35 protein-coding genes are annotated in these 24,360 nt (G+C 64.0%); 4 read left to right on the forward strand and 31 right to left on the reverse strand.

Translation table 11 applies throughout. The annotated features are described in order from the left end of the window. Nucleotides 1-76 precede the first annotated feature (76 nt). Entirely contained in the window at nucleotides 77-403 is a 327-nt protein-coding gene (gene cyaY / locus WT16_RS15785; RefSeq protein ID WP_006029310.1) for an iron donor protein CyaY, read from the reverse strand. Nucleotides 404-439: 36 nt separating this feature from the next. On the opposite strand from cyaY, the gene WT16_RS15790 reads away from it, so the two are divergent. Together WT16_RS15790 and lysA are read left to right on the forward strand one after the other, a co-directional pair. Then, the gene (locus WT16_RS15790; protein WP_063533674.1) at nucleotides 440-724 is read left to right on the forward strand and encodes a lipoprotein; all 285 of its coding nucleotides are present in this window, start codon (nucleotides 440-442) and stop codon (nucleotides 722-724) included. A gap of 10 nt (nucleotides 725-734) precedes the next feature. After that, nucleotides 735-2,006 carry a diaminopimelate decarboxylase gene (gene lysA, locus WT16_RS15795; protein WP_063533675.1) on the forward strand — a complete coding sequence of 424 codons (1,272 nt, stop codon included), beginning with the start codon at nucleotides 735-737 and terminating at the stop codon, nucleotides 2,004-2,006. A 195-nt stretch (nucleotides 2,007-2,201) separates the two neighbouring features. Here the strand turns inward: lysA and msrQ are convergent, their stop codons facing one another. The 5 genes from msrQ to WT16_RS15820 all read right to left on the reverse strand — a co-directional run bounded on the left by msrQ (nucleotide 2,202) and on the right by WT16_RS15820 (nucleotide 8,245). Then, nucleotides 2,202-2,924, reverse strand: a complete 723-nt coding sequence (gene msrQ / locus WT16_RS15800; protein WP_006029307.1) for a protein-methionine-sulfoxide reductase heme-binding subunit MsrQ — start codon at nucleotides 2,922-2,924, stop codon at nucleotides 2,202-2,204. A 9-nt stretch (nucleotides 2,925-2,933) separates the two neighbouring features. Next, nucleotides 2,934-3,929, reverse strand: coding sequence for a protein-methionine-sulfoxide reductase catalytic subunit MsrP (gene msrP, locus WT16_RS15805; protein ID WP_009913838.1), 996 nt, complete (start codon nucleotides 3,927-3,929; stop codon nucleotides 2,934-2,936). A gap of 164 nt (nucleotides 3,930-4,093) precedes the next feature. Further along, complete coding sequence (gene ccsB / locus WT16_RS15810; RefSeq protein ID WP_006029305.1) at nucleotides 4,094-5,284, reverse strand: c-type cytochrome biogenesis protein CcsB; 1,191 nt, start codon at nucleotides 5,282-5,284, stop codon at nucleotides 4,094-4,096. A gap of 4 nt (nucleotides 5,285-5,288) precedes the next feature. Beyond that, the gene (locus WT16_RS15815) at nucleotides 5,289-7,469 is read right to left on the reverse strand and encodes a cytochrome c biogenesis protein ResB (RefSeq protein ID WP_063533676.1); all 2,181 of its coding nucleotides are present in this window, start codon (nucleotides 7,467-7,469) and stop codon (nucleotides 5,289-5,291) included. Nucleotides 7,470-7,597: 128 nt separating this feature from the next. After that, entirely contained in the window at nucleotides 7,598-8,245 is a 648-nt protein-coding gene (locus WT16_RS15820) for a c-type cytochrome (RefSeq protein WP_015602090.1), read from the reverse strand. 220 nt (nucleotides 8,246-8,465) lie between these two features. Here WT16_RS15820 and yihA point away from each other — a divergent pair, with 220 nt between their 5' ends. Next, nucleotides 8,466-9,125, forward strand: coding sequence for a ribosome biogenesis GTP-binding protein YihA/YsxC (gene yihA / locus WT16_RS15825; protein WP_063533677.1), 660 nt, complete (start codon nucleotides 8,466-8,468; stop codon nucleotides 9,123-9,125). A gap of 275 nt (nucleotides 9,126-9,400) precedes the next feature. Next, nucleotides 9,401-10,399, forward strand: coding sequence for a porphobilinogen synthase (gene hemB / locus WT16_RS15830; RefSeq protein WP_009913842.1), 999 nt, complete (start codon nucleotides 9,401-9,403; stop codon nucleotides 10,397-10,399). 166 nt (nucleotides 10,400-10,565) lie between these two features. Here hemB and dsbD read toward each other — a convergent pair whose 3' ends face one another. The 25 genes from dsbD to rplV form a co-directional block, all read right to left on the reverse strand. Then, nucleotides 10,566-12,446: a protein-disulfide reductase DsbD gene (dsbD, locus tag WT16_RS15835; protein WP_063533678.1), complete on the reverse strand. Its 1,881-nt coding sequence runs from the start codon at nucleotides 12,444-12,446 to the stop codon at nucleotides 10,566-10,568. Next, nucleotides 12,439-12,765, reverse strand: coding sequence for a divalent-cation tolerance protein CutA (gene cutA, locus WT16_RS15840; protein WP_015600360.1), 327 nt, complete (start codon nucleotides 12,763-12,765; stop codon nucleotides 12,439-12,441). Before cutA ends, dsbD begins: the two co-directional genes overlap by 8 nt. 158 nt (nucleotides 12,766-12,923) lie before the next feature. Next, complete coding sequence (gene rplQ / locus WT16_RS15845; protein WP_004197924.1) at nucleotides 12,924-13,319, reverse strand: 50S ribosomal protein L17; 396 nt, start codon at nucleotides 13,317-13,319, stop codon at nucleotides 12,924-12,926. Between the two features lie 140 nt (nucleotides 13,320-13,459). Next, a complete protein-coding gene (gene rpoA / locus WT16_RS15850) occupies nucleotides 13,460-14,437 on the reverse strand; it encodes a DNA-directed RNA polymerase subunit alpha (RefSeq protein ID WP_009888441.1) in 978 nt (325 codons plus the stop codon). 127 nt (nucleotides 14,438-14,564) lie between these two features. Beyond that, the gene (gene rpsD / locus WT16_RS15855) at nucleotides 14,565-15,188 is read right to left on the reverse strand and encodes a 30S ribosomal protein S4 (RefSeq protein WP_009913846.1); all 624 of its coding nucleotides are present in this window, start codon (nucleotides 15,186-15,188) and stop codon (nucleotides 14,565-14,567) included. Nucleotides 15,189-15,338: 150 nt separating this feature from the next. Continuing rightward, complete coding sequence (gene rpsK, locus WT16_RS15860; protein WP_004197937.1) at nucleotides 15,339-15,740, reverse strand: 30S ribosomal protein S11; 402 nt, start codon at nucleotides 15,738-15,740, stop codon at nucleotides 15,339-15,341. 23 nt (nucleotides 15,741-15,763) lie between these two features. After that, complete coding sequence (gene rpsM / locus WT16_RS15865) at nucleotides 15,764-16,129, reverse strand: 30S ribosomal protein S13 (RefSeq protein WP_004197938.1); 366 nt, start codon at nucleotides 16,127-16,129, stop codon at nucleotides 15,764-15,766. A 38-nt stretch (nucleotides 16,130-16,167) separates the two neighbouring features. Then, nucleotides 16,168-16,284, reverse strand: a complete 117-nt coding sequence (gene rpmJ / locus WT16_RS15870) for a 50S ribosomal protein L36 (protein ID WP_004199844.1) — start codon at nucleotides 16,282-16,284, stop codon at nucleotides 16,168-16,170. A 20-nt stretch (nucleotides 16,285-16,304) separates the two neighbouring features. Continuing rightward, nucleotides 16,305-16,523, reverse strand: a complete 219-nt coding sequence (gene infA / locus WT16_RS15875) for a translation initiation factor IF-1 (RefSeq protein ID WP_004521905.1) — start codon at nucleotides 16,521-16,523, stop codon at nucleotides 16,305-16,307. A 9-nt stretch (nucleotides 16,524-16,532) separates the two neighbouring features. Continuing rightward, entirely contained in the window at nucleotides 16,533-17,879 is a 1,347-nt protein-coding gene (gene secY / locus WT16_RS15880; RefSeq protein ID WP_006029294.1) for a preprotein translocase subunit SecY, read from the reverse strand. A gap of 44 nt (nucleotides 17,880-17,923) precedes the next feature. Beyond that, nucleotides 17,924-18,358 carry a 50S ribosomal protein L15 gene (rplO, locus tag WT16_RS15885; RefSeq protein WP_006029293.1) on the reverse strand — a complete coding sequence of 145 codons (435 nt, stop codon included), beginning with the start codon at nucleotides 18,356-18,358 and terminating at the stop codon, nucleotides 17,924-17,926. A gap of 28 nt (nucleotides 18,359-18,386) precedes the next feature. Next, a complete protein-coding gene (gene rpmD, locus WT16_RS15890) occupies nucleotides 18,387-18,569 on the reverse strand; it encodes a 50S ribosomal protein L30 (RefSeq protein ID WP_004202755.1) in 183 nt (60 codons plus the stop codon). Between the two features lie 15 nt (nucleotides 18,570-18,584). After that, nucleotides 18,585-19,103 carry a 30S ribosomal protein S5 gene (gene rpsE / locus WT16_RS15895; RefSeq protein ID WP_004197945.1) on the reverse strand — a complete coding sequence of 173 codons (519 nt, stop codon included), beginning with the start codon at nucleotides 19,101-19,103 and terminating at the stop codon, nucleotides 18,585-18,587. A 13-nt stretch (nucleotides 19,104-19,116) separates the two neighbouring features. Continuing rightward, nucleotides 19,117-19,482, reverse strand: coding sequence for a 50S ribosomal protein L18 (rplR, locus tag WT16_RS15900; protein ID WP_004197946.1), 366 nt, complete (start codon nucleotides 19,480-19,482; stop codon nucleotides 19,117-19,119). 12 nt (nucleotides 19,483-19,494) lie between these two features. Beyond that, complete coding sequence (gene rplF / locus WT16_RS15905) at nucleotides 19,495-20,025, reverse strand: 50S ribosomal protein L6 (protein ID WP_063533679.1); 531 nt, start codon at nucleotides 20,023-20,025, stop codon at nucleotides 19,495-19,497. 18 nt (nucleotides 20,026-20,043) lie between these two features. Then, nucleotides 20,044-20,439 carry a 30S ribosomal protein S8 gene (rpsH, locus tag WT16_RS15910; protein WP_004185153.1) on the reverse strand — a complete coding sequence of 132 codons (396 nt, stop codon included), beginning with the start codon at nucleotides 20,437-20,439 and terminating at the stop codon, nucleotides 20,044-20,046. Between the two features lie 14 nt (nucleotides 20,440-20,453). Next, entirely contained in the window at nucleotides 20,454-20,759 is a 306-nt protein-coding gene (gene rpsN, locus WT16_RS15915; protein WP_004197948.1) for a 30S ribosomal protein S14, read from the reverse strand. Nucleotides 20,760-20,766: 7 nt separating this feature from the next. Further along, entirely contained in the window at nucleotides 20,767-21,306 is a 540-nt protein-coding gene (gene rplE, locus WT16_RS15920) for a 50S ribosomal protein L5 (RefSeq protein WP_006029291.1), read from the reverse strand. A gap of 17 nt (nucleotides 21,307-21,323) precedes the next feature. After that, the gene (gene rplX / locus WT16_RS15925; protein ID WP_004197950.1) at nucleotides 21,324-21,632 is read right to left on the reverse strand and encodes a 50S ribosomal protein L24; all 309 of its coding nucleotides are present in this window, start codon (nucleotides 21,630-21,632) and stop codon (nucleotides 21,324-21,326) included. 9 nt (nucleotides 21,633-21,641) lie between these two features. After that, the gene (gene rplN, locus WT16_RS15930) at nucleotides 21,642-22,010 is read right to left on the reverse strand and encodes a 50S ribosomal protein L14 (RefSeq protein WP_004197951.1); all 369 of its coding nucleotides are present in this window, start codon (nucleotides 22,008-22,010) and stop codon (nucleotides 21,642-21,644) included. 309 nt (nucleotides 22,011-22,319) lie between these two features. Next, nucleotides 22,320-22,592, reverse strand: coding sequence for a 30S ribosomal protein S17 (rpsQ, locus tag WT16_RS15935; protein ID WP_004201274.1), 273 nt, complete (start codon nucleotides 22,590-22,592; stop codon nucleotides 22,320-22,322). Continuing rightward, nucleotides 22,589-22,783: a 50S ribosomal protein L29 gene (gene rpmC, locus WT16_RS15940; protein ID WP_004199856.1), complete on the reverse strand. Its 195-nt coding sequence runs from the start codon at nucleotides 22,781-22,783 to the stop codon at nucleotides 22,589-22,591. Before rpmC ends, rpsQ begins: the two co-directional genes overlap by 4 nt. A gap of 9 nt (nucleotides 22,784-22,792) precedes the next feature. Continuing rightward, nucleotides 22,793-23,209: a 50S ribosomal protein L16 gene (gene rplP, locus WT16_RS15945; protein ID WP_006029288.1), complete on the reverse strand. Its 417-nt coding sequence runs from the start codon at nucleotides 23,207-23,209 to the stop codon at nucleotides 22,793-22,795. 2 nt (nucleotides 23,210-23,211) lie between these two features. Next, nucleotides 23,212-24,012, reverse strand: coding sequence for a 30S ribosomal protein S3 (gene rpsC, locus WT16_RS15950; RefSeq protein WP_009906433.1), 801 nt, complete (start codon nucleotides 24,010-24,012; stop codon nucleotides 23,212-23,214). An 11-nt stretch (nucleotides 24,013-24,023) separates the two neighbouring features. Further along, on the reverse strand, nucleotides 24,024-24,353 hold the full coding sequence (rplV, locus tag WT16_RS15955) for a 50S ribosomal protein L22 (RefSeq protein WP_004199272.1): 330 nt from the start codon (nucleotides 24,351-24,353) through the stop codon (nucleotides 24,024-24,026). Nucleotides 24,354-24,360: the final 7 nt, after the last annotated feature.

The raw sequence follows: 24,360 nt of genomic DNA on the forward strand, positions 1-24,360 counted from the left end.
CCGCTTTTGTCATAGGTTGCTCGACTCGGCCGCGCTCGCGCGCGATGCGCGCCTTCGCCGGCCGCCGAAGCGCGCATCACGCGCCGAACGCGATCGGCATGCCCGCCTGCTGCGTCGCGTAGCCCGTCAGCGCCGCGAAGAACTCTTCGCCGCTGCGCGTATCGCGCCATGCGCCGTCGACGAACCGATAATGGAACCCCCCCGCCTTCGCGGCGATCCACACTTCCTTCATCGGCGGCTGCAGGTTCACGATGATCTTCGAGCCGTTCTCGAACGTGAGCGTGAGCACGCTGCCGTTGCGCTCGAGATCGATGTCGGCGTCGCCGTCGTTGGCGGCGTCGACCGAGCGCTCGACGGCCGCCAGCACAGCTTCGGCCTGGGTCAGGTAATCGGTATCGGACATGCTAAACTCTATCGATTCAATTGTTTAGGGACGGTCATGCGTATCGTTTTGCAGATGAGCGCGATTGTAGCGGCTTTGGCGCTCGCGGGCTGCGGCCAGCGCGGGCCGCTGTACATGCCGGTCGTGCCGCCGCTTCCGCCCAAGCCGACTGAACAGACGCAGCCGCCGCCGTCGGACGTGACGCCCGACGCGGAAACGGCTTCGGCGCGCGACGACGGCGCCTCGGGCGCCGCCGGCGCGCCGCTCACGCTGTCGCCCGACCTGTCGACGCAACGCTCGCCGAAGGCGGCGGCTGCGTCCGGCGCTTCCTCCGCCCAATGATCGATCCTGCATGACTCAAGCTGCATTCGACTACGTCGACGGCACGCTCCACGCCGAGCGCGTGTCCGCCGCCGACCTCGCCGAGCGTTTCGGCACCCCGCTTTTCGTCTATTCGCGCGCCGCGCTCACCGCGGCCTACGAGGCCTACGCGAAGGCCTGCGCCGGCCGCCGCGCGTCGATTCACGTCGCCGTGAAGGCGAACAGCAACCTCGGCGTGCTGAACGTGTTCGCGCGCCTCGGCGCGGGCTTCGACATCGTGTCGGGCGGCGAGCTCGCACGCGTGCTCGCGGCAGGCGGCCGTGCGCAGAACGTCGTGTTCTCGGGCGTCGGCAAGAACGCCGACGAAATGCGCATCGCGCTCGAAGCGGGCGTCAAATGCTTCAACGTCGAATCGATTCCGGAGCTCGACCGGCTGAACGCCGTCGCGGCGTCGCTCGGCAAGCGCGCGCCCGTGTCGCTGCGGGTGAATCCGGACGTCGATCCGAAAACGCACCCTTACATCTCGACGGGGCTGAAGGCGAACAAGTTCGGCATCGCGTTCGATGACGCGCGCGCGACGTACCGCGCGGCGGCCGCGCTGCCGAACCTCGAAGTCGTCGGCATCGATTGCCACATTGGCTCGCAGATCACCGAGCTGAGCCCGTACCTCGACGCAATCGACAAGCTGCTCGACCTCGTCGAGCAGATCGAGGCGGACGGCGTGAAGATCGGTCACGTCGACGTCGGCGGCGGGCTCGGCATCACGTACGACGACGAAACGCCGCCCGACATCGGCGCTTACGTGCGCGCGATGCTCGAGCGCATCGACGCGCGCGGCCACGGCCATCGCGAAATCTGGTTCGAGCCGGGCCGCTCGCTGACGGGCAACGCCGGCATTCTGCTCACGCGCGTCGAATTCCTGAAGCAGGGCGAAGAGAAGAACTTCGCGATCGTCGACGCGGCGATGAACGACCTTGCGCGCCCCGCGATGTACCAGGCGTTTCACGCGATCGAGCCGGTGACGCCGCGCACGGACGTCGCGGCCGCCGTGTACGACGTCGTCGGCCCCGTCTGCGAGAGCGGCGACTGGCTCGGGCGCGGGCGCTCGCTCGCGATCGCGCCGGGCGATCTGCTCGCGATCCGCTCGGCGGGCGCGTACGGCTTCACGATGAGCTCGAACTACAATACGCGGCCGCGCGCGGCGGAAGTGATCGTCGACGGCGCGAACGCGCATCTGGTGCGACCGCGCGAGACGGTCGAAAGCCTGTTCGAACGCGAAGCGGTCCTGCCCGACGGCCGGTAATCGCAGGCAAACGGCGCGCTTGCGCGGCGAACCAGCAAGTCGGCAAGCCCCGATCGAGAAAGGCGATGTCCGAACGAACGGACATCGCCTTTTTGTTTGCCCGTCGCGCAGTACGACCCGTGCGGCCGGTACGGCCCGAGTCTCGGGCATGTCGTTCGGATCGCGCGCGCCGCGCGATCGCCCCACACACTCGCGCTACGACGCGCGCCCGCCCGCCCCCGCACCGCCCCAGCGCTGCCGCGCCCACACGAGCGCGCGCCAGCCGAGCAGCACGAGCACGATCGCGCCATACAGCTTCGGCAGCACGAGATCGTGCTTGCCCGCCTTCATCCACCAGAAATGCAGGATGGCGAACGTCGCAATCGCATAGATCGCCTTGTGCAGCGTCTGCCAGTGCCGGCCGAGCCGCCTCGCGATCGCGCGCGGCGACGTCGCGGCGAGCGGAATCAGCAGCACGAACGCGGCGAAGCCGACCGTGATGAACGGACGCTTCACGACGTCCTTCGCGATCTCCATCACGTCGAACCATTTGTCGAACCAGATGTAGGTCGTGAAGTGCAGCACCGCGTAGAAGAACGCGTAGAGCCCGAGCATGCGCCGCAGCCGCAGCAGCGCGTTGATGCCCGTCAGCCTGCGCAGCGGCGTGACGGCGAGCGTGATGCACAGGAACACGAGCGTCCAGAGTCCCGTCGAGCGCGTGACGAATTCGATCGGATTCGCGCCGAGCTGGTCCGTCATGCCGAAGAACACGATGCGCGCGAGCGGATACAGCGCCGCGACGAACACGGCGATCTTCACGGGCGCGAGCCAGCGCGGCGCGCCGCCCGCGCGGCCAGCGTTCCGTTGCGGCGCGCGGCCGCGCGCGCCGGCACCCGCGGTCGTCCCGGCAAATGTCGAGGGTTGCATGTCGTTCTCCATTCGCCGCACTCAAAAGTATTTCTTCAGATCCATGCCGCGATACATCGACGCGACCCAATCGCCGTAGCCGTTGAACATCAGCGTCTTGCGCTTCGGCGTGAAGAAGCCGTCCTCGCCGATGCGCCGCTCGGTCGCCTGGCTCCAGCGAGGGTGATCGACGTTCGGATTGACGTTCGAATAGAAGCCGTATTCGTTCGGTGCGTACGTGTTCCAGCTCGTCGGCGGCTGCCGGTCGACGAAGCGGATCTTCACGATCGACTTCGCGCTCTTGAAGCCGTACTTCCACGGCACGATCACCCGCACGGGCGCGCCATTCTGGTTCGGCAGCACCTGCCCGTAGACGCCCATCGTGAGCAGCGTCAGCGGATTCATCGCCTCGTCCATCCGCAGGCCCTCAGAATACGGCCAGTCGAGGATCGGCGCGGACAGCCCCGGCATTTGCGACGGGTCCGCGAGCGTGACGAACTGCACATATTTCGCGTTGCCGGTCGGCTCGACGCGCCGGATGAGCTCCGCAAGCGGAAAGCCGATCCACGGAATCACCATCGACCAGCCCTCGACGCAGCGCAGCCGGTACACGCGCTCTTCGAGCGGCGCGAGCCTCAACAGCTCGTCGATGTCGTAGACCTTCGGATTCCTGATCTCGCCCTCGACCGACACGCGCCACGGATGCGGCCGCAGCGTGCCGGCGTTGCGCGACGGATCGCCCTTGCCGGTGCCGAATTCGTAGAAGTTGTTGTAGGTCGTGATGTCCTTGAACGACGTCACCTTCTCGGGGACGACGAACTTCGGATTGGTCGGCGCAGCGAGCTTGCGCGCCTTCGCGTCCGGCGACGCGTAGGCGGCAAGCGCGAGCCGGTGCGCGCCGACGAGCCCGCCCGCCGCGGCGGCGCCCGCCGCCTGCAGGATGCGGCGGCGGTTCTCGAACACCGCTTGCGGCGTGATTTCGCTGCGCGGGATGTCGTCGCCGGCAAGCGACGCGCGCAGCGTTTTCCTGATCAACATGTCGATGCTCCGTTCTGCCAGTCTGGACGCTCACGTCCCGACAAACCTTGGACTCCGTTCCGCGCCGGCCGTTTCGGCCGCGTAGCGCCGAATGGCCCGCGCAAGAAAAAACCGCCGGGCACGCAGTGCGTCGGCGGTTATTAGTCGTTCGAACGACGCGGATCTTACAGCTTGCCGTAACTGTGCAAGCCGGACAGGAACATGTTGACGCCGAGGAACGCGAACGTCGTGACGAGAAGGCCCGTCAGCGCCCACCACGCGGCAACCGTGCCGCGCAGCCCTTTCATCAGACGCATGTGCAGCCACGCCGCGTAGTTCAGCCACACGATGAGCGCCCAGGTTTCCTTCGGGTCCCAGCTCCAGTAGCCGCCCCACGCCTCGGCCGCCCACAGCGCGCCGAGGATCGTCGCGATCGTGAAGAACGCGAAGCCGACCGCGATCGACTTGTACATCAAATCGTCGAGTACCTCGAGCGCCGGCAGGCGATCGGCGAGCACGCCGCGCTCCTTCGCCAGATACGCAACCGCGACCATCGCGGACAGCGCGAAGCTCCCGTAGCCGATGAAGTTCGCGGGCACGTGGATCTTCATCCACCAGCTCTGCAGCGCGGGCACGAGCGGCTGGATCTGCTGCGCGTCGCGCGCGATCGAATACCACATCAGGAAGCCGACCGCCGCGCTGATCACGAGCAGCACGAACGCGCCGAGCGCGCGCGTGCCGTAATGCCCTTCGTAGTACAGATAGAGGAGCGCGGTGATGAGGCTGAACAGCACGAAGACTTCGTACAGGTTCGACACCGGGATGTGGCCGACGTCCGAGCCGATCAGATACGACTCGTACCAGCGCACCATCAGCCCGGTGAAGCCCATCAGCACGGCGATCCACGTGAGCCGCTGGCCGATCGCGCCGCCCGTCTCGGAGCGCGACAGCATGCCGATCCAGTAGAAAAGGGTCGCGAGCACGAAGAGCGCGCTCATCCACAGGATCGCCGACTGGCTCGACAGGAAATACTTGAGCAGGAACGCCGAATCGGCGCGCGCGAGGTCGCCGTGATAGAGCTGCAGCGACAAGAGCGACAGCGCGGCGATCGCCGCCATCAAGAGCCGCGCGGGCTTCCAGCGCCAGCCGAGCACGACGAGCGCGGGCACGGTGCCGATCAGCACGGCCTTGTCGTAGTAGTCCATGTGCGCGTGGTACTGCGCGAGCGCGAAGCCTGCGCCCGTCACGAGCGCCAGCGCGAACAGCCAGTCGACGAGCGACAGGCGGCGCAGGAACGGCCGGTCGTCGAAACGCGGCGGCTCGGCCGCGTCGGAAGCGCGCGGCGCGCGGGATAACGAAACTTGGGTCAGATCCATGATGTTACCGAGTCGAGTCCTTGGTGCCGGCGCCATCGGACGCGCGGGAGACAGGCGGCGCGCCGAGGGCGGTCCCGGCCGCATCGCGCGTCTGCACGAATTCCTTTTCGAAGTCGAACGTCTTGCGCGCGGTGGACATCGCCATCAGCACGCTGACGCCCGCGCCCGTATCCTTGAGCCAGAACCAGAGGCGTCGCTCGCGCACGTAGAACATCGCGAAGATGCCGGCGACGAGCAGCAGGCTGCCAAGATACACCAGATTCTTGCCCGGCGCGCGCGTCAACTGGAACACCGACGCCTGCACCTGCCTGAACGAATCAAGCTGCAGATAAACGGGCGCGCCGTACAGGAAACTGTCCGACAGCGCGTTGATCGCGTTCTGCACGAAGCGCACCGTGTCCTGCGCCTGCTCGACGGGCGGCTCGCCCGCGCGCTCGCGCGCAACCTGCCAGACCTCCCACATCGAACCCTCGAGCATCCGCAGCAGCAGCGCGGCGGCCTTTTCCTTCTCGTCCTTCGGCACCGAGCGGTCGATGAACGTCGCGACCGCCTGGAAGCCGCCGATCGGATTGCCGTCCGGGCCGCGGCCGATGCTGCCGTCCGCGCCGGCGAACAGGGTCAGGACGCGCCGCGCGCTGTCCTCGAGCCGGTCGCGCAGCGCGGCGTCGCCCGTGCCGAGCGAATGCTGCGCGAAGCGGCGCGCCGCCTCGTCGCGCACGGCCGGATCTTCGAGCGCCGCGCGCAGCCGCATCCATTCGCCGACGGTGTCGCGGCTGTCGGCCGGAATCCGCAGATAGCGGAACGGATCGTTCGGGCTCGCGCGCACGCCGGCGAGGAACACGCGCTCGCCGCCCATGTCGACGGGCAGCATGTAGTTGTTGAATTCGCGCGCCTGGCCGTCCTTGCCGCGCACCTTGTACTGGACCGACGGCCCGATGTTGTGCAGCTCGACGGGCTTCGACGTCTTCGCGCCGGAGCCGAGCCGCTCGTCGAAGATCTCCTTGATCGAACGGTTCGCCGCGACGCCGCGCGCGTCGGTCTTGCCGTTCGCGTCGGTGATGTTCTCGACATTGATCGCGCGGAAATCGGCGAACTCGACAGTCTCGCCGTCGGCGCCCGCCGCCGCGAGCGGCACCGAATTGCCGATCGTGCCCTTGAACGGGAAGGTCGCCGCGCTCGCGCCCGTCATCGGATACGCGGTCATTTCCATCAGCGAGCCGCCGTCCTGGAAGCTCGACTGATAGATCGACACGCCCTTGTACGTAAACGGCTTGTTGACCTCGACGCGCGCGGGAATCCGCTTGCCGGTCTCGCGATCGACGACGACGATGTCGCTCGCGAAGAGCTTCGGCATGCCGGTCGAGTAATAGTCGACGATGAATTTCTCGAGCTGGATCGAGAACGGCAGATCCTGGATCAGCGAGCCCGTCGGCTGATTGAGGATCGCGGTCGACACGTACTGGCCCTCCGGCACCCATGCGTAGCCGCGGAACGTCGGGTTCGACGCGGACAGCCGATGCTCAGGCCCGATCTCGCTGATCGTCGCGCTCGTGTTGACGGGGCTCTTGCCGAGCGCCCACATCTGGAATTTGATCGGCAGGTTGCTGTCGAGCAGGCCACCCACGCAGATCACGACGATCGCGACGTGCGCGGCGATGTAGCCGAACTTCGTCATCGCGCCGCGCTTCGCGGCGACGAGCGTCGCGCCGTCCGCTTCGCGCACGACGTGCCGGTACCCCGCCTTCGCGACGAACGCCGCGACAGTCCGCGTCGCGCGCGCGCGGTCGCCCGCGACCGCGAACTCGGCCTTGTGGTGGAACGCGCGCAGGCTGCCTTCGCGGACCTTGTCCTTCCAGCTCTTCGCATCGGCGAGCATCTTCGGCGCGTTGCGGATCACGCACAGCGAGATCGACACGACGAGGAAGATCAGGATCAGCATGAACCACCACGCGCTGTAGACCGTATAGAGGCTCAGCGAGCGGAAGATGTCGGCCCAGAACGGGCCGAACTGATTGACGTAGTTAGGGTACGGATCGTCCTGCGTGAGGACCGTGCCAATGATGCTCGCAATCGACAGGACGACGAGCAGCGCGATCGCAAAACGCATCGAGCTCAACAGCTCGACCGCGCGCCTGACCGCGGACTGTCCCGCTCTCGACTGCAACCCCGACGTGGTAACGCTCATTCAAACTCCAACTCACAGCAAAAAAGGGCAAGGCGGCCGTTCTTCGACGGCGCCCCACCCTTTTCTTGTTCTAGCGGCCGCCGCACGGGCGGCCGGCTCGTTCATCCGGCTCGTGAACCGGACGCGGCTCAGTGCAGGCCGGCGATGTAATCGGCAACGGCCTTGACCTCGCTGTCCGTCAGCCGCAACGCGATCTGATGCATCGCGTCGTTGCTGCGCGTGCCCTGCTGGAATGCGGTCAACTGCGCGACCGTGTAGTCGGCCCATTGCCCCGACAGCCGCGGATACTGAACCGGAATCCCCTGCCCCGTCGGCCCGTGGCAGCTCGCGCAGGCGGGCACGCCCTTCTCGGCGACGCCGCCGCGATAGATCTTCTGCCCGACCGGCACGGTGGCCGCGTTGCGCGCGGCGCCCGGCTTCGCCGACTGCGACCCGTAATAGGCGGCGACGTTGCGCGCGTCCTGATCGTTCAGTGCGCTCGCGAATCCGACCATCACGGAATTGACGCGCACCGGCCCCTTCGCGCCCGGCTGCGCCTTGAAATCGTGCAACTGCTTGACGAGATAATCGGGGTGCTGGCCGGCGAGCTTCGGGAACGAACCCGTCACGCTGTTGCCGTCGACGCCGTGGCATGCCGCGCATACCTGCGCCGCGATTGCCTTGCCCCGGTCGAGATCCGGCTTCGCCGCATCCGCCGCCTTTGCCTCCGCCATGAAACCAACGAGCCCTGCCACCGCGAACTGAAGCACCACCAAAGACTTGCTCAGTCGATTCATTCGCACACCTTGTTTCGTCTTGTGGGAGTAGTGAGGTTCTGCAAAAAACGACGGCGCCCAGTCTACCGTAGAAGCGCGCTCCGAAGCCTCCACCGCCTGCGGCAAATGCGTCGTATTGTACAATACGCCGATGAAAGCCTTGATGCCCATCAGGGCTACCTCGGGGCTCCCCGCCTTCCACCGCGCGGCTTGCGCCGCCCGTCGCCGTCCTGTCCCGCCCATGGCCTTCCTGCTCCATCAAGCCCGCTTCTTCACGACCGTCAACCATCTGCGCGACCTGCCGCCGACCGTGCAGCCCGAAATCGCGTTCGCAGGCCGCTCGAATGCCGGCAAATCGACGGCGATCAACGTGCTTTGCAATCAGAAACGGCTCGCTTTCGCGTCGAAGACGCCGGGGCGCACGCAGCACATCAATTATTTCTCGGTCGGCCCGGCGGCGGAGCCCGTTGCGCACCTCGTCGACCTGCCGGGCTACGGCTACGCGGAAGTGCCCGGCGCCGCGAAGGCGCACTGGGAGCAACTGCTGTCGACGTACCTGCAGACCCGCCCGCAGCTCTGCGGGATGATCCTGATGATGGACGCCCGCCGGCCGCTCACCGAGCTCGATCGGCGGATGATCGAATGGTTCGCGCCGACCGGCAAGCCGATTCACTCGCTGCTGACGAAGTGCGACAAATTGACGCGCCAAGAGAGCATCAACGCGCTGCGCGCGACGCAAAAGAGCCTCGACGCGTTTCGGGACGCCGGCTCTGCCGGCAAGCTGACCGTGCAGCTTTTCTCGGCGCTCAAGCGCACGGGCCTCGACGACGCGCACGCGCTGATCGAGAGCTGGGTGCGGCCCGCGGCCGCCGACGAAGATCGCGAGGCTGTAGCAGAATGACGATCGCGCGGCGTGCTGCGTGACGACGTAACTGCGCGCTGCACGTCCCACCTGACGGATGCGGACGTCGCGATTCGGGCTGCCCATAAAAAAACCCGCCGTTCAACGGCGGGTTAAACAGCCTAATCGAAAAACGACAGGCACCCGCTCAGGGAGGAGAAGCGGGGAGCATTACGCAGTGCGCTTTGCTCGATCGCTATCATATACCATTGTCTCAAAAGTTTACCGAAGGGAACTGTAAGGTTTCGTCGGACACCAATCCCAGCCATTCCGCCATGAGTATCCATCCCCTGCACCGCCCGCGCCGCATGCGTCGCGACGATTTCTCGCGCCGCCTGATGCGCGAAAATATCCTCACCACGAACGACCTGATCTATCCCGTGTTCGTCGTCGAAGGCACGAACGTGCGCCAGCCGGTGCCGTCGATGCCGGGCGTCGAGCGCGTGTCGGTCGATCTGCTGATGGGCGTCGCCGAGCAGTGTGTCGAGCTCGGCGTGCCGGTCCTGTCGCTCTTTCCGGCGATCGAGCCGTCGCTGAAGACGCCCGACGGCCGCGAGGCGACGAATCCCGAAGGGCTGATTCCGCGCGCGGTGCGCGAGCTGAAGCAGCGCTTTCCCGAGCTCGGCGTGCTGACCGACGTCGCGCTCGATCCGTACACGAGCCACGGCCAGGACGGCGTGCTCGACGAAGCCGGCTACGTGCTCAACGACGAGACGGTCGAGATCCTCGTCGAGCAGGCGCGCGCGCAGGCGGAAGCGGGCGTCGACATCGTCGCGCCGTCAGACATGATGGACGGGCGCATCGGCGCGGTGCGCGAGATGCTCGAGAGCGAAGGCCACATCTACACGCGGATCATGGCGTACTCGGCGAAGTATGCGTCCGCGTTCTACGGCCCGTTCCGCGACGCGGTCGGCTCCGCGTCGAATCTCGGCAAGGGCAACAAGATGACCTACCAGATGGATCCCTCGAACAGCGATGAGGCGTTGCGCGAAGTGCGCCTCGACATCGACGAGGGCGCGGACATGGTGATGGTGAAGCCCGGCATGCCGTATCTCGACATCGTGCGCCGCGTGAAGGACGAATTCCGCTTCCCGACCTACGTCTATCAGGTCAGCGGCGAATACGCGATGCTGAAGGCCGCCGCGCAGAACGGCTGGCTCGATCACGACAAGGTCGTGCTCGAATCGCTGCTCGCGTTCAAGCGCGCGGGCGCGGATGGCATTCTCACGTACTTCGCGCTCGATGCGGCGCGATTGCTGCGCGCGCAGAAGTAATCACGCCGGCATACGTTCCGCGAGCATCGCGGGGCGCGCCGCACGTGAAAGCGAAAACGGCGAGGCCCGAAGCCTCGCCGTCTTTATTTGCGCTCAATCGATTCGCCGCCGCGCAAACGCGCGCCGCACGTTCGCGCGCGGCATCGGCGGCGTCCGCGTCGCGCCGTCACGGCGCCGACAACGCGGTCGGCAACGACATCCGATCGAGACTGCGCAGGAAGCGATCGGCCGACTGATAGCCGACGACGCGCCCGCGCTCCTGCCCGTTCGAATCGAACATGATGATGCCCGGCGGCCCAAACAGGCCGAAACGCTTCAGGAGCGCCTGCTCGTCGGGCGTGTTCGCGGTCACGTCCGCGCGCACGAGGCGCATCTGCGAAAACCGCGCGCCGACGCGCGCGTCGGTGAACGTCAGATGCTCCATCTCCTTGCAGCTCACGCACCAGTCCGCATAGAAGTCGAGCAGCACCGGCCGGGTCGACGTCTTCACGATCTCGTCGAGCTCGGCTATCGAGCGCACCGGCGCGAACGCCGGCCCTTCATACGCAGCCGCGCCGGCGTTGGCGACGCCGTTGCTCGGCGCCGCACGCGCCGCGAGCACGGCAAGCGGGCGCAGCGGATCGGTCGAGCCCGCCGCGAGACCGACGAGAAGCGTCGCCGCCCAGATCGCGAGCGCGGCGCCGAGCCCGCGCCCGAGCCGGCGCCAGATCGACGACGAGCCCGAATGCGGCGTGAAGAGCCCGAGCGCGGCGGCGGCGATCAGCAGCCACAACGCGCCCAGACCGAGCTGCGACGCGGCGTTCAGCGCCGGCCAGACGATCCACAGCGCGGCGGCGAGCAACACGACGCCGAAAAATACCTTCACGCCGTCCATCCATGCGCCGGCGCGGGGCAGCAGCGTGCCTGCACCGATACCGATGACGAGAAGCGGCACGCCGAGGCCGATTCCCATCGAGAAGAGCGCGGCGCCGCCGAGGAATGCGTTGCCCGTATGTGCGATGAACGCGAGGACGGCAAAGAGCGGCGCGGTCATGCAGGCGCCGACGACGAGCGCGGACAGCGCGCCCATCGTCGCGACGGCCACGAAGCGTCCGCCCTTGCGGGGCCCGGTCGTCTGCGCGGCGCCGCTCTGCCAGCGCTGCGGCAGCGCGATGTCGATGCCGCCGATCAGCAGCAGCGCGAACACGGTGAGCAGCAGCGCGAACGCGCCGAGCACCCACGGATTCTGCAGCCACGCGCCGAGGCTCTGCCCGACGAGCGCGGCCGCGACGCCGAGCGCCGTATAAACGAGCGCCATGCCGATCACATAGGTGAGCGACAGCGCGAACGCGCGCGCGCGCGTCGCATGCGCACCTTCGCCGACGATGATCGCCGACAGGATCGGGATCATCGGATACGAGCACGGCAACAGGCTCAGCACCATGCCGGCCACGAAATAGAGCGCGATGATCGTCAGGAATCCGTGGCCTTCGAGCAGCGAGCGCGCGTAGTCGGCGCTCGTCACGCGTTCGTACCAACTGCCGCCGTCGGCCGCGGGCGAATCGGCGCCGGCGGCCGCCGCGACGGGCGCCGCGCCCGCTGCGCCGAGCGCCGCGCCGTCGATTCGCGCGACATGCTCGGCGGGCGGATAGCAGATCCCTTCGTCCGCGCAGCCCTGCGACGTCACCGCGAGCTCGAACGGCCCCGACGCCTGCTTGATCGGCAGGTGGATCGTCAGATCGCCGCGGTAGGTTTCGACGTTCTTCTGGAACGTCGGATCGAACTTCACGTGCCCGGCCGGCAACTGCGGCTCGCCGAGCGTGGCCGAGCCGCTTTTCACCGCAAACGCGAAGCGCTCGCGATACATGTAATAGCCGTCGGCGATCTTGAAATGGATGTCGACCTGGCCCGGCACCTCGCTCGCGCTGAATTTGAACGCGACCGCGGGATCGAGGAAATCGTCCGCCGCGCGCGCCGCGAACGACGTGCCGAACAGCGCGCCGAGCATCGCGACGACGGCGATCAGGAAGCGAAGGAACTGCGTGTGAGGCGGAATACGGTTAAACATGAAATAGACGCTGAGTTTCGGTGGCGACCCAATGGCCGTATGCGGCGGTCGCCGTCGCCTGCCACGAGACGATCTCCGGGACGTCGTACGGATGGTGCGACTGGATGTACCGCTCGAGCTCCAGCGCGCGCACCGCGCTCGTCTTGAACAACAACTGGATCTCATCGGCCGTCTCGACCTTGCCCTGCCAATGGTAGCTCGAACGGATCGCGCCGAGCTCGGATACGCACGCGGCGAGCCGGGCCGACAGCGCGCCGTCCGCGAGCGCGCGGGCAACGGCGGCGTCGGGCACGGTCGTCAACATCATCACGATCACCATTCGCGCCTCCGCCTCGTCGTTCAAACGTCATATCGTATCGCACGTCGGGCAAGCGCGCAGTTCGCGCATCCGCGTCAATCCGACGCACGAAATCGGTCAACGAAAAACAAAAAGGGCCAAGCATCGCTTGGCCCTTCGTGCTACGCGCGGGAAGACGCTTATTCGGCTTCCTGGACGTTTTCGGTCTCTTCGACTTCCGGACGGTCGAGCAGTTCGACGAGCGCCATCGGTGCGTTGTCGCCGACGCGGAAACCGAACTTCAGGATGCGCAGGTAGCCGCCCGGACGGTTCGCGAAGCGCGGGCCGAGGACGTCGAACAGCTTCGCGACGGAATCGCGATCGCGCAGGCGGTTGAACGCCAGGCGGCGGTTCGCGAGCGACGGCTTCTTGCCGAGCGTGATGAGGGGCTCGACGACCTTACGGAGTTCCTTCGCCTTCGGCAGCGTCGTCTTGATGACTTCGTGCTCGATCAGCGAGTTGGACATGTTGCGGAGCATAGCCAGACGGTGGCTGCTCGTGCGGTTCAGTTTCCGCAGACCATGACGGTGACGCATTTCAGTTTCCTTGATTCAAAGTTTTGATCCAGCTCTTCTATCGCGCGAGACGAGCAGGCGCACGGGCCGGTACGGAAAAAAGCAAGATGCGGATTTTAAAGGAAAATCCGCATCTTGACCAGTTACTGCGATAACCGGGATTACTTGTCGAGGCCAGCCGGCGGCCAGTTCTCGAGCTTCATGCCCAGCGTGAGACCGCGCGAAGCGAGCACTTCCTTGATCTCGTTGAGCGACTTGCGGCCGAGGTTCGGCGTCTTCAGCAACTCGTTTTCCGTGCGCTGGATCAGGTCGCCGATGTAGTAGATGTTCTCGGCCTTCAGGCAGTTCGCCGAACGGACGGTCAGCTCGAGGTCGTCGACCGGGCGCAACAGGATCGGATCGATCTGCGGCGCGCGCGACGGCGCTTCCGCGGCCGTTTCCGTGCCTTCCAGCGCCGCGAACACGGACAACTGGTCGACGAGGATGCGTGCCGACTGGCGGATCGCTTCTTCCGGCGTGATGACGCCGCTCGTTTCGATGTTCATCACGAGCTTGTCGAGGTCGGTGCGCTGTTCGACACGCGCGCTCTCGACCGCATAGCTCACGCGGCGAACCGGCGAAAACGATGCGTCGAGGACGATGCGGCCGATGATCTTCGCCGTTTCGTCGCCATAGCGGCGCACGTTGCCCGGCACATAGCCGCGGCCCTTCTCGACCTTGATCTGCACGTCGAGCTTGCCGCCCTTCGACAGATGCGCGATCACGTGATTCGGGTTGATGACTTCGCAATCGTGGGCCAGCTCGATATCGCCGGCCGTCACGACGCCTTCGCCTTCCTTGCGCAGCGTCACCGTGACTTCGTCGCGGTTATGCAGTTTGAACACCACGCCCTTCAGGTTCAGCAGCAGGTTGACGACGTCCTCTTGCACACCATCAAGCGTCGAATATTCGTGCACGACGCCGGCGATCGTCACTTCGGTCGGCGCGTAGCCGACCATCGACGACAGCAGCACACGGCGAAGCGCATTGCCCAAGGTGTGGCCGTAACCGCGTTCGAACGGCTCCATGACCACCTTCGCGTGGTTCTCGCCCAGCGATTCCACGGCGATGATCTTGGGTTTCAACAAACTGGTTTGCATAGGTTTTCCTTTTCAATACCCTCGGCTCGTTACACCGATAAGGCTGACCGGTAACAACCTGAAAATGAACAGCCGAGGTCCTGCCTTGCGGGACGCAATAAGCAGGTTACCTCGGCCATCAATCGGATTAACGCGAATACAATTCGACGATCAGGCTTTCGTTGATGTCGCCCGCGATGTCGGCGCGCTCCGGCATTTGCTTGAACGTGCCTTCGAACTTCTTCGCATCGACCGCAACCCAGCTCGGCATGCCGCCTTGCTCAGCCAGCGACAGCGCTTCGACGATACGCGCTTGCTTCTTCGCCTTTTCACGGATCGAGACCACGTCGCCGGCCTTCACTTGCTGCGACGGAATGTTCGCGACGATGCCGTTGACGGTGATCGCCTTGTGGCTCACGAGCTGGCGCGCTTCAGCGCGGGTCGAGCCGAAGCCCATGCGGTATACGACGTTGTCGAGACGCGACTCGAGCAGTTGCAGCAGGTTTTCACCCGTGTTGCCCTTGCGGCGGTCGGCTTCGGCGAAGTAGCGGCGGAACTGACGTTCGAGCACGCCGTAAATGCGCTTGACCTTCTGCTTTTCGCGCAATTGCGTGCCGTAGTCCGACGTGCGCGCACCCGAGATGCGGCCATGCTGACCGGGCTTGCTGTCGAGCTTGCACTTGTCGGCGAGCGAGCGGCGCGCGCTCTTCAGGAACAGATCGGTGCCTTCACGGCGGGACAGCTTGGCCTTAGGGCCGATATAACGTGCCACGTTGCATTCCTCTATCTATCGATCACGCGGATCGAGATCCGCGCTAGTCCGCACCCTTTGGGGCGAACGGTGGGCTTAGTCAATCAAATGCGCAACAAAAAGCGCGGCCCGTCGACGCAAAGCGGCGACAGGCAAGGCGCCAACGCATCGTTAGATGCGGCGACGCTTCGGCGGACGGCAGCCGTTGTGCGGGATCGGCGTCACGTCGGAGATCGCCGTGATCTTGATGCCGAGGCCGTGCAGCGCGCGCACTGCCGACTCGCGGCCCGGGCCGGGACCCTTGATCCGCACTTCCAGATTCTTCACGCCATATTCCATCGCGACGCGGCCGGCCGACTCGGCAGCCACCTGTGCGGCGAACGGCGTCGATTTGCGCGAGCCCTTGAAGCCCTGGCCGCCCGACGTCGCCCACGCCAGCGCATTGCCTTGGCGATCGGTGATCGTGATGATCGTGTTGTTGAACGACGCATGAACGTGAACCACGCCTTCAGCGACGTTCTTCTTGACCTTTTTGCGAACGCGTTGCGCCGCGGTATTGGAAGCCTTAGCCATTACGTTTTCCTGTAACTGTCAGCTTATTTCTTCAGCGCTTGCGCTGCACGACGCGGACCCTTGCGGGTACGGGCGTTCGTACGCGTACGCTGGCCGCGCAGGGGCAGACCCTTGCGATGGCGGACGCCGCGGTAGCAGCCGAGATCCATCAGGCGCTTGATGTTCATCGTCACTTCACGGCGCAGATCGCCTTCGACGACAAACTTGCCCACTTCTTCACGCAGCTTTTCGAGGTCTGCGTCGGTCAGGTCCTTGACCTTCTTCGAAAACGCCACACCGGATGCCACGCAGATGCTGCGCGCGCGCGTGCGGCCGATACCGAAAATCGCCGTCAGGCCGATTTCGGTATGCTGGTGATTCGGGATGTTAACCCCTGCGATACGAGCCATTGTTTTTCCTCAAACAAAAAGCGCAAACAAACGCGCAGTCAGCCTTGGCGCTGCTTGTGACGCGGATCCGAGCTGCAGATCACGCGAACCACGCCTTTGCGCTTGATGATCTTGCAATTGCGGCAAATGCGCTTAACCGATGCCATCACTTTCATGATATTACCCTTTTTCCAAATCACTTCGCCCGGAACACGATCCGCGCACGAGACAGATCGTAAGGCGTCAATTCAACCGTCACCTTGTCGCCGGGAAGGATACGGATGTAGTGCATCCGCATCTTTCCGGAGATATGTCCCAATACGACATGGCCGTTTTCCAGCTTCACCCGGAAGGTCGCATTCGGAAGGTTTTCGATCACCTCACCCTGCATCTGGATTACATCGTCTTTGGCCATAAGTCCTTTTTAACGCATTGGGATGTTGCCGCCCTTGAAATTGGCTTTCTTGAGCAGCGACTCATACTGTTGCGACATAACGTACGACTGCACCTGCGCCATGAAGTCCATCGTGACGACGACAATGATCAGCAGCGACGTTCCACCAAAATAAAACGGCACGTTCCAGCGCAGCACCAGGAACTCCGGCAGCAGACACACGAAGACGATGTAGACCGCACCGGCCAGCGTGAGACGCGTGAGGATCCGGTCGATGTACCGCGCGGTCTGGTCGCCCGGACGGATGCCCGGCACGAACGCGCCGCTCTTCTTCAGGTTGTCTGCGGTTTCCCTGCTGTTGAACACCAGCGCGGTGTAGAAGAAGCAGAAAAACACGATTGCCAGCGTGTACAGCAGCACATAGACCGGCTGGCCCGGCTTCAGCGCTTCCGCGACGTTGTGCAGCGTGTCGGACAGCCATCCCTTGCGCTCGCCCGAGCTGAACCAGCTCAAGATCGTCGCCGGGAACAGGATGATCGACGATGCGAAGATCGGCGGAATCACGCCCGACATGTTCAGCTTCAGCGGCAGGTGGGACGACTGCCCGCCGTAGATCTTGTTGCCGACCTGGCGCTTCGCGTAGTTCACGAGGATCTTGCGCTGACCGCGTTCGATGAACACGACCAGGTAAGTCACCGCGGCAATCAGAACGACGATGATGATCGCCGAAATGATGCTCATCGAACCCGTGCGCACCAGTTCGAACAGCCCACCGACGGCATTCGGGAACCCTGCTGCGATCCCGCCGAAGATGATGATCGAAATGCCGTTGCCGAGACCGCGCTCGGTGATCTGCTCGCCGAGCCACATCAGGAACATCGTGCCCGTCACCAGCGTGACGACCGTCGTCAGACGGAACACCGCGCCCGGATCGGTCACGAGCCCCGGCTGGTTCTCCAGCGCGGCCGCGATGCCGAAAGCCTGGAACGTCGCGAGCACCACGGTGAAATACCGCGTGTACTGCGTGATCTTCCGCTGTCCAGCCTGCCCTTCCTTCTTCAGCGCCTCGAGCTGCGGCGACACGATCGCCATCAATTGCATGATGATCGACGCCGAGATGTACGGCATGATCCCCAGCGCGAAGATCGTGAAGCGCGACAGCGCGCCACCCGAGAACATGTTGAACATGCCCAGGATGCCGCCCGCCTGGCTCTGGAACAGCTTCGCCAGTTGATCCGGGTCGATGCCCGGCACCGGGATGTGCGCGCCGATGCGATAGACGATCAGCGCCAGCAGCAAGAACATTGCACGCCGGCGCAGATCGCCGAACTTCGCCGTGCTTCGACCGGGTTTTGCGAGACTCGGGCTGTTAGCCAAGTATCTTCTCCGATGCAAATGCTAGTGACGGCACGCGTTGCGTGTCACTCGGCAAACGAACCGCCGGCCGCTTCGATCGCGGCGCGCGCACCCTTCGTCGCACCGAGACCCTTGACGACGATCTTGCGCTTGATCTCGCCCGTCGCGATGATCTTCGCGCTCTTCGTCAGTTCGCCGACGAGGCCGGCTTGCTTCAGAGCGAGCAGATCGACTTCGTCGACCGGCAGCTTCTCGATGTCGCCAAGGCGCACTTCACCGACGAATTCCTTCGTCAGCGACGTGAAGCCGCGCTTCGGCAGACGACGCTGCAGCGGCATCTGACCGCCTTCGAAGCCGACCTTGTGGAAGCCGCCCGAACGCGATTTCTGACCCTTGTGACCACGGCCGGCCGTCTTACCGAGGCCGGAACCGATGCCGCGGCCAACGCGACGCTTCGCATGCTTCGCGCCTTCCGCCGGCTTCAGGTTATTCAATTCCATATCAACTCCTTGATCCGTAGTCGGCCGCTTAACCGATGACCTTGACAAGGTACGAGACCTTGTTGATCATCCCGCGCACCGCCGGCGTATCCTGCAGCTCGCTGACCGAGTTGAGACGGCGCAGACCCAGACCGCGCACGGTGGCGCGGTGCGATTCGCGGGTCCCAATCAGGCTCTTCACGAGCTGAACCTTGACAGTTTTTTCAGACATGGTGACCACCTGGGCTTAGCCCAAAATTTCTTCGACGGACTTGCCGCGCTTCGCCGCGATGTCAGCCGGGGTCGACTGCTTGCGCAGGCCGTCCAGCGTCGCACGAACGAGGTTGTACGGGTTCGTCGAGCCGTGGCTCTTCGCGACGACGTTCTGCACGCCCATCACGTCGAACACCGCGCGCATCGGGCCGCCGGCGATCACGCCGGTACCGTCCTTCGCCGGAGCGAGGAGGACCGTCGATGCGCCGTGCTTGCCGTGCACTTCGTGCTGCAGCGTACCGTTCTTCAGCGGCACCTTGAACATGTTGCGGCGGGCCTGCTCCATCGCCTTCTGAACGGCGACGGGCACTTCCTTCGCCTTGCCCTTGCCCATGCCGACGCGGCCATCGCCATCGCCGACCACGGTCAGCGCGGCGAAGCCGAGAATCCGGCCCCCCTTCACGACCTTGGTCACGCGATTGACCGAAATCATTTTTTCGCGAAGGCCGTCGTCGCGCTCGTCAGCCTGAACTTTCGCTTGCATCTTTGCCATGACGATTCCTTCCTTAGAACTTGAGCCCAGCTTCGCGAGCTGCCTCGGCCAGCGCCTTCACGCGGCCGTGGTAGCGGAAGCCCGAGCGGTCGAAGGCGACGGATTCGATGCCGGCGGCCTTGGCCTTCTCGGCGATACGCTTGCCGATCAGCGTGGCGGCGGCGACGTTGCCGCCCTTGCCCGACTTGTCGGCGAGCTGCGCACGAACTTCGGCTTCGAGCGTCGACGCGCTGGCCAGCACCTTGGTGCCGCAGGGCGAGAACACCTGTGCGTAGATGTGCGTGTTCGTGCGATGCACGGCGAGACGCGCGACCTGCAACTCGGCGATCTTGATACGCGTCTGGCGAGCGCGGCGCAGGCGAGATTGAGTCTTATCCATGATTGCGCACCCTTACTTCTTCTTCGTTTCTTTGAGGATCACAACCTCGTCGGCATAGCGCACGCCCTTGCCCTTGTACGGCTCGGGCGGACGGTAGCCGCGGACTTCCGCAGCCACTTGGCCGACTTTCTGCTTGTCGATCCCCTTGATCACGATTTCGGTTTGCGTCGGGGTTTCAGCCTTGATGCCTTCCGGCATCTGGTGCACCACCGGGTGCGAGAAACCCAGCGACAGGTTCAGCTTGTCGCCTTGCGCCTGCGCACGATAACCGACGCCCACCAGCGTCAGCTTGCGCTCGAAACCCTTGGTCACGCCGTGCACGGCATTCGCGATGATCGCGCGCATCGTGCCCGACAGTGCATTTGCTTCGCGGCTGTCGTCGACCGGCGACAGATTCAGCGTGCCGTCGTTGTTCGCCACGTTCACGAGCGAATTGACCGCTTGCGTGATGGTGCCCAGCGGGCCCTTGACGATGATCGCACCGTCGGCCAGCTTGACTTCCGCGCCTTGCAGCGCGATCGGGCTCTTACCTACTCGAGACATGTTCCTCTCTCCTTTCGGTTAAGCGACGTAGCAGATGACTTCGCCGCCGACGCCCGTAGCGCGCGCCTTGCGGTCGGTCATCACGCCCTTCGGCGTCGACACGATAGCCACACCGAGGCCATTCATGACCTGCGGAATCTCGTTGCGGCCGCGGTACACGCGCAGGCCCGGCTTCGACACGCGCTCGAGGCGCTCGATGACCGGACGGCCTGCGTAGTACTTCAGCGCGATGTTCAGTTCGGCCTTCGCGCCATCCGCCTTCACGGCGAAATCGTCGATATAGCCTTCGTCCTTCAGGACCTGCGCGATCGCAACCTTGACCTTCGACGAGGGCATCGACACCGAAACCTTCTCGACCATCTGCGCGTTGCGGATGCGAGTCAGCATATCGGCGATAGGATCACTCATGCTCATTTATGTTTCTCCTATTACCAGCTCGCCTTGGTCAGGCCAGGAATCTCGCCACGGAATGCGATTTCACGAATCTTGTTGCGCGCGAGGCCGAACTTGCGGAACGTGCCGCGCGGACGGCCCGTGATCGCGCAGCGGTTACGCTTGCGGGTCGGGTTCGCGTTGCGGGGCAGTTGTTGCAGTTCCAGGCGAGCGGCGTAACGCTCTTCGTCGGACTTGCTCGCGTCGTCGATGATCGCCTTCAGTTCAGCACGCTTCGGAGCGTACTTTTGCGCAAGGCGAGCGCGCTTCTTTTCACGTTCGATCAGTGCCAGTTTAGCCACGGTAACCTCAGTTTCTGAACGGGAACTTGAAGCTGGCGAGCAGAGCCTTCGCTTCGTCGTCGGTCTTCGCAGTCGTCGTGATGCTGATGTTCAGCCCACGCAGCGCGTCGATCTTGTCGTAATCGATTTCGGGGAAAATGATCTGCTCTTTCACACCGATGTTGTAGTTGCCGCGACCGTCGAAAGCACGACCCGACACGCCGCGGAAGTCGCGCACGCGGGGCAGGGCAACCGTCACGAAACGATCGAGGAATTCGTACATCGCACGGCCGCGCAGCGTGACCATCGCGCCGATCGGATAGCCCTGGCGAATCTTGAAGCCCGCGATTGCCTTGCGAGCCTTCGTCACGACGGGCTTCTGGCCTGCGATCTTCGTCAGATCGCCGACGGCGTTCTCGATGACCTTCTTGTCGGCGACCGCTTCGCCAAGACCCATGTTCAGGGTGATCTTGGTGATGCGCGGCACTTCCATGACCGACTTGTAGCCGAACTTCTCGATCAGGCCGGGAACAACCTTCTCTTTGTAAAACTCTTGAAAACGTGCCATTTTTCTACTCCGCAGCGTCAGGCGCTCAGCACGGCACCGGTCGTCTTCAGGAAGCGAACCTTCTTGCCATCCTCGACCTTGATGCCAACACGCGAAGCCTTGCCGTTCGCGTCGACCAGTGCGACGTTCGAAATATGCAGCGGCATCGTCTTCGCTTCCACGCCGCCCGTCGTACCCTTCATCGGGTTCGGCTTCACATGCTTCTTGACGAGGTTGATGCCCTCGACCGTCACATGCTCGGCGCCCACGGCCAGCACGACACCGCGCTTGCCCTTGTCCTTGCCGGTGATGACGATCACTTCGTCACCCTTGCGAATCTTGTTCATCGCGACTCCTTACAGCACTTCCGGCGCCAGCGACACGATCTTCATGAATCGTTCGCTACGCAGCTCACGCGTGACCGGCCCGAAGATACGGGTGCCGATCGGCTCGAGCTTGTTATTCAAAAGCACAGCGGCGTTGCCGTCGAACTTGATCAGCGAGCCGTCTTGACGACGAACGCCCTTGGCGGTGCGGACCACCACGGCGTTGTAGATTTCGCCTTTCTTCACGCGCCCGCGCGGCGTTGCCTCTTTGACGCTCACCTTGATGATGTCGCCAATGCTGGCATAACGACGCTTCGAGCCGCCGAGCACCTTGATGCACATGACTTCACGCGCACCCGTGTTGTCGGCCACTTCAAGCCGAGATTCGGTCTGGATCATGGTTTGTCTTTCCCAACTTAATCCGGATACGCCACCATGGCGCATACGGTCAGTCTTGGTCCCGTCAGCCAATCGGCTGCTTGGGTTGGAACAGCAGCGACGGCTAACGAAACCCGCCATCGCAAATCGGTGAATCCTTCGGAGCAGGCCTGACGCCCGTCCGCTTCCCCCACCAGTTACTTCGCCCGCGACGGGGCTCCCATAAAGAGGGAAGACCGGGATTATAACAAATAATCCCGGTCACGCAAGCAAAAACTTTGCGATTTCAAGTACTTCACCTGCTGAAGCACTTTTTACTGCCGGTCCCGCTTAGATCACGCGGGCTGCCTCGACGAGACGCGACACCGCCCAGGCCTTCGTCTTCGAAACAGGACGGGTTTCCTGAATTTCGACGAGATCGCCTTCGTTGTAGGTGTTCGCTTCATCGTGCGCGTGGTACTTCTTCGAACGCACGACATACTTGCCGTAGATCGGGTGCTTGACGCGGTGCTCGACCAGCACGGTGACGGTCTTGTCCATCTTGTTGCTGACGACCTTACCGACGAGCGTCCGCTTCAGCGAGGTTTTCACGCTATCGTTCATTTCTGGTTCGCCTTCTGAGTCAGGACGGTCCGCACACGCGCGATATCGCGACGAACCTTCTTCAACTGGCTCGTGTTCGTGAGCTGCTGGGTCGCGAGTTGCATGCGCAGGCCGAATTGCGCCTTCAACAGGTCCGACAGCTCCTTGTTGAGCGCGGCCTGATCTTTCTGGAGAAGTTCGGAAGCCTTCATGTTTTCTCCTTAGGCGCCGAGCTGACGCACGATGAACGTCGTCTTCAGCGGCAGCTTCGCTGCGGCCAGACGGAACGCCTCACGCGCCAGTTCTTCGGTTACGCCATCCATTTCATACAGCATCTTGCCCGGCTGAATCTCGGCGACGTAGTACTCAGGGTTACCCTTACCGTTACCCATCCGCACTTCGGCCGGCTTCTGCGAAATCGGCTTGTCCGGGAAGATCCGAATCCAGATGCGGCCGCCGCGCTTGATGTGACGCGTCATCGCACGACGCGCCGCCTCGATCTGACGCGCGGTCAGACGGCCGCGACCGACAGCCTTCAGGCCGAACTCACCGAACGACACGGCGTTGCCGCGCGTGGCGATACCGGTGTTGCGCCCCTTCTGCTCTTTGCGATACTTCCTGCGTTTCGGTTGCAGCATCGTTATTCTCCAGTCTTGCCGTCTTCCGGCTTGCCGGCGCCACGGCGCGGACCGCCACGGCGAGCGCCCGGAGCGCCGCCTTCGCCGTCACGGCGCGGACGACGGTCGCCCGGACGCGCATTGCGACGCGGACGCTTGTCTTCGGTCACTTCCTCGACCACCGGCGCATCGTTGCGGCCGAGCGTGTCGCCCTTGTACACCCACACCTTGACGCCGATGACACCGTACGTCGTCTTCGCTTCCGAAGTCGCGTAATCGATGTCGGCGCGCAGCGTGTGCAGCGGCACGCGGCCTTCGCGATACCACTCGGTACGCGCGATTTCGATGCCGTTCAGACGGCCTGCGCTCATGATCTTGATGCCCTGGGCACCCAGACGCATCGCGTTCTGCATCGCGCGCTTCATCGCGCGGCGGAACATGATCCGGCGCTCAAGCTGCTGCGTGATCGAATCGGCGATCAGTTGCGCATCGGTTTCCGGCTTGCGGATCTCTTCGATGTTGACGTGAACCGGCACGCCCATGCGGCGTTGCAGTTCCGTCTTCAGCAGCTCGATATCCTCGCCCTTCTTGCCGATGACGACGCCCGGACGCGAGCTGAAAATCGTGATGCGCGCGTTCTTCGCCGGACGCTCGATGACGACGCGGCCGACCGAAGCGTTCTTCAGCTTCTTCTTCAGATACTCACGAACACCGATGTCTTCCTGCAGCATCGCCGCGAAATTGTTGTTGTTCGCGTACCAGCGCGAAGCCCAATTACGGCTGACAGCCAGGCGGAAGCCAGTCGGATGAATTTTCTGTCCCATCGTATGGCTCCTTAATTCCCGACCGTCACAGTGATGTGACAGGATTGCTTCTCGATGCGGTTGCCGCGGCCTTTCGCGCGCGCGGTGAAACGCTTGAGCGACGCGGCCTTGTCGACGTAGATGCTCTTGATCTTGAGCTCGTCGATATCGGCGCCTTCGTTGTGCTCCGCATTCGCGATCGCCGACAGCACGACCTTCTTCACGATGCCAGCCGCCTTCTTCGGCGAGAACGTCAGAACGTTCAGCGCCTTGTCGACCGGCAAACCGCGGATCTGGTCAGCCACAAGGCGCGTCTTCTGCGCCGAGATGCGGGCACCGCGATGAATTGCTTTCACTTCCATCTTGATA

The organism is Burkholderia sp. MSMB1589WGS (assembly GCF_001636105.1).
Lineage (GTDB): Bacteria > Pseudomonadota > Gammaproteobacteria > Burkholderiales > Burkholderiaceae > Burkholderia > Burkholderia humptydooensis.

What these genes read in the sequence shown, in the direction of transcription:
- rplF (WP_063533679.1), bottom strand. Translation starts at nt 20,025, where the DNA reads ATGTCTCGAGTAGGTAAGAGCCCGATCGCGCTGCAAGGCGCGGAAGTC.
- rpsK (WP_004197937.1), bottom strand. Translation starts at nt 15,740, where the DNA reads ATGGCTAAGGCTTCCAATACCGCGGCGCAACGCGTTCGCAAAAAGGTC.
- msrP (WP_009913838.1), bottom strand. Translation starts at nt 3,929, where the DNA reads ATGTTGATCAGGAAAACGCTGCGCGCGTCGCTTGCCGGCGACGACATC.
- rplO (WP_006029293.1), bottom strand. Translation starts at nt 18,358, where the DNA reads ATGGAATTGAATAACCTGAAGCCGGCGGAAGGCGCGAAGCATGCGAAG.
- rpsH (WP_004185153.1), bottom strand. Translation starts at nt 20,439, where the DNA reads ATGAGCATGAGTGATCCTATCGCCGATATGCTGACTCGCATCCGCAAC.
- rplN (WP_004197951.1), bottom strand. Translation starts at nt 22,010, where the DNA reads ATGATCCAGACCGAATCTCGGCTTGAAGTGGCCGACAACACGGGTGCG.
- rpmD (WP_004202755.1), bottom strand. Translation starts at nt 18,569, where the DNA reads ATGTCTGAAAAAACTGTCAAGGTTCAGCTCGTGAAGAGCCTGATTGGG.
- yihA (WP_063533677.1), top strand. Translation starts at nt 8,466, where the DNA reads ATGGCCTTCCTGCTCCATCAAGCCCGCTTCTTCACGACCGTCAACCAT.
- WT16_RS15790 (WP_063533674.1), top strand. Translation starts at nt 440, where the DNA reads ATGCGTATCGTTTTGCAGATGAGCGCGATTGTAGCGGCTTTGGCGCTC.
- dsbD (WP_063533678.1), bottom strand. Translation starts at nt 12,446, where the DNA reads ATGTTTAACCGTATTCCGCCTCACACGCAGTTCCTTCGCTTCCTGATC.
- rplP (WP_006029288.1), bottom strand. Translation starts at nt 23,209, where the DNA reads ATGCTGCAACCGAAACGCAGGAAGTATCGCAAAGAGCAGAAGGGGCGC.
- rplX (WP_004197950.1), bottom strand. Translation starts at nt 21,632, where the DNA reads ATGAACAAGATTCGCAAGGGTGACGAAGTGATCGTCATCACCGGCAAG.
- rpoA (WP_009888441.1), bottom strand. Translation starts at nt 14,437, where the DNA reads ATGCAAACCAGTTTGTTGAAACCCAAGATCATCGCCGTGGAATCGCTG.
- rpmJ (WP_004199844.1), bottom strand. Translation starts at nt 16,284, where the DNA reads ATGAAAGTGATGGCATCGGTTAAGCGCATTTGCCGCAATTGCAAGATC.
- rpsQ (WP_004201274.1), bottom strand. Translation starts at nt 22,592, where the DNA reads ATGAACGATAGCGTGAAAACCTCGCTGAAGCGGACGCTCGTCGGTAAG.
- cutA (WP_015600360.1), bottom strand. Translation starts at nt 12,765, where the DNA reads ATGGTGATCGTGATGATGTTGACGACCGTGCCCGACGCCGCCGTTGCC.
- rpmC (WP_004199856.1), bottom strand. Translation starts at nt 22,783, where the DNA reads ATGAAGGCTTCCGAACTTCTCCAGAAAGATCAGGCCGCGCTCAACAAG.
- WT16_RS15815 (WP_063533676.1), bottom strand. Translation starts at nt 7,469, where the DNA reads ATGAGCGTTACCACGTCGGGGTTGCAGTCGAGAGCGGGACAGTCCGCG.
- rplQ (WP_004197924.1), bottom strand. Translation starts at nt 13,319, where the DNA reads ATGCGTCACCGTCATGGTCTGCGGAAACTGAACCGCACGAGCAGCCAC.
- rpsC (WP_009906433.1), bottom strand. Translation starts at nt 24,012, where the DNA reads ATGGGACAGAAAATTCATCCGACTGGCTTCCGCCTGGCTGTCAGCCGT.
- msrQ (WP_006029307.1), bottom strand. Translation starts at nt 2,924, where the DNA reads ATGGAGAACGACATGCAACCCTCGACATTTGCCGGGACGACCGCGGGT.
- infA (WP_004521905.1), bottom strand. Translation starts at nt 16,523, where the DNA reads ATGGCCAAAGACGATGTAATCCAGATGCAGGGTGAGGTGATCGAAAAC.
- hemB (WP_009913842.1), top strand. Translation starts at nt 9,401, where the DNA reads ATGAGTATCCATCCCCTGCACCGCCCGCGCCGCATGCGTCGCGACGAT.
- lysA (WP_063533675.1), top strand. Translation starts at nt 735, where the DNA reads ATGACTCAAGCTGCATTCGACTACGTCGACGGCACGCTCCACGCCGAG.
- rplE (WP_006029291.1), bottom strand. Translation starts at nt 21,306, where the DNA reads ATGGCACGTTTTCAAGAGTTTTACAAAGAGAAGGTTGTTCCCGGCCTG.
- rpsM (WP_004197938.1), bottom strand. Translation starts at nt 16,129, where the DNA reads ATGGCTCGTATCGCAGGGGTTAACATCCCGAATCACCAGCATACCGAA.
- ccsB (WP_006029305.1), bottom strand. Translation starts at nt 5,284, where the DNA reads ATGGATCTGACCCAAGTTTCGTTATCCCGCGCGCCGCGCGCTTCCGAC.
- rplV (WP_004199272.1), bottom strand. Translation starts at nt 24,353, where the DNA reads ATGGAAGTGAAAGCAATTCATCGCGGTGCCCGCATCTCGGCGCAGAAG.
- WT16_RS15820 (WP_015602090.1), bottom strand. Translation starts at nt 8,245, where the DNA reads ATGAATCGACTGAGCAAGTCTTTGGTGGTGCTTCAGTTCGCGGTGGCA.
- cyaY (WP_006029310.1), bottom strand. Translation starts at nt 403, where the DNA reads ATGTCCGATACCGATTACCTGACCCAGGCCGAAGCTGTGCTGGCGGCC.
- rpsE (WP_004197945.1), bottom strand. Translation starts at nt 19,103, where the DNA reads ATGGCAAAGATGCAAGCGAAAGTTCAGGCTGACGAGCGCGACGACGGC.
- rplR (WP_004197946.1), bottom strand. Translation starts at nt 19,482, where the DNA reads ATGGATAAGACTCAATCTCGCCTGCGCCGCGCTCGCCAGACGCGTATC.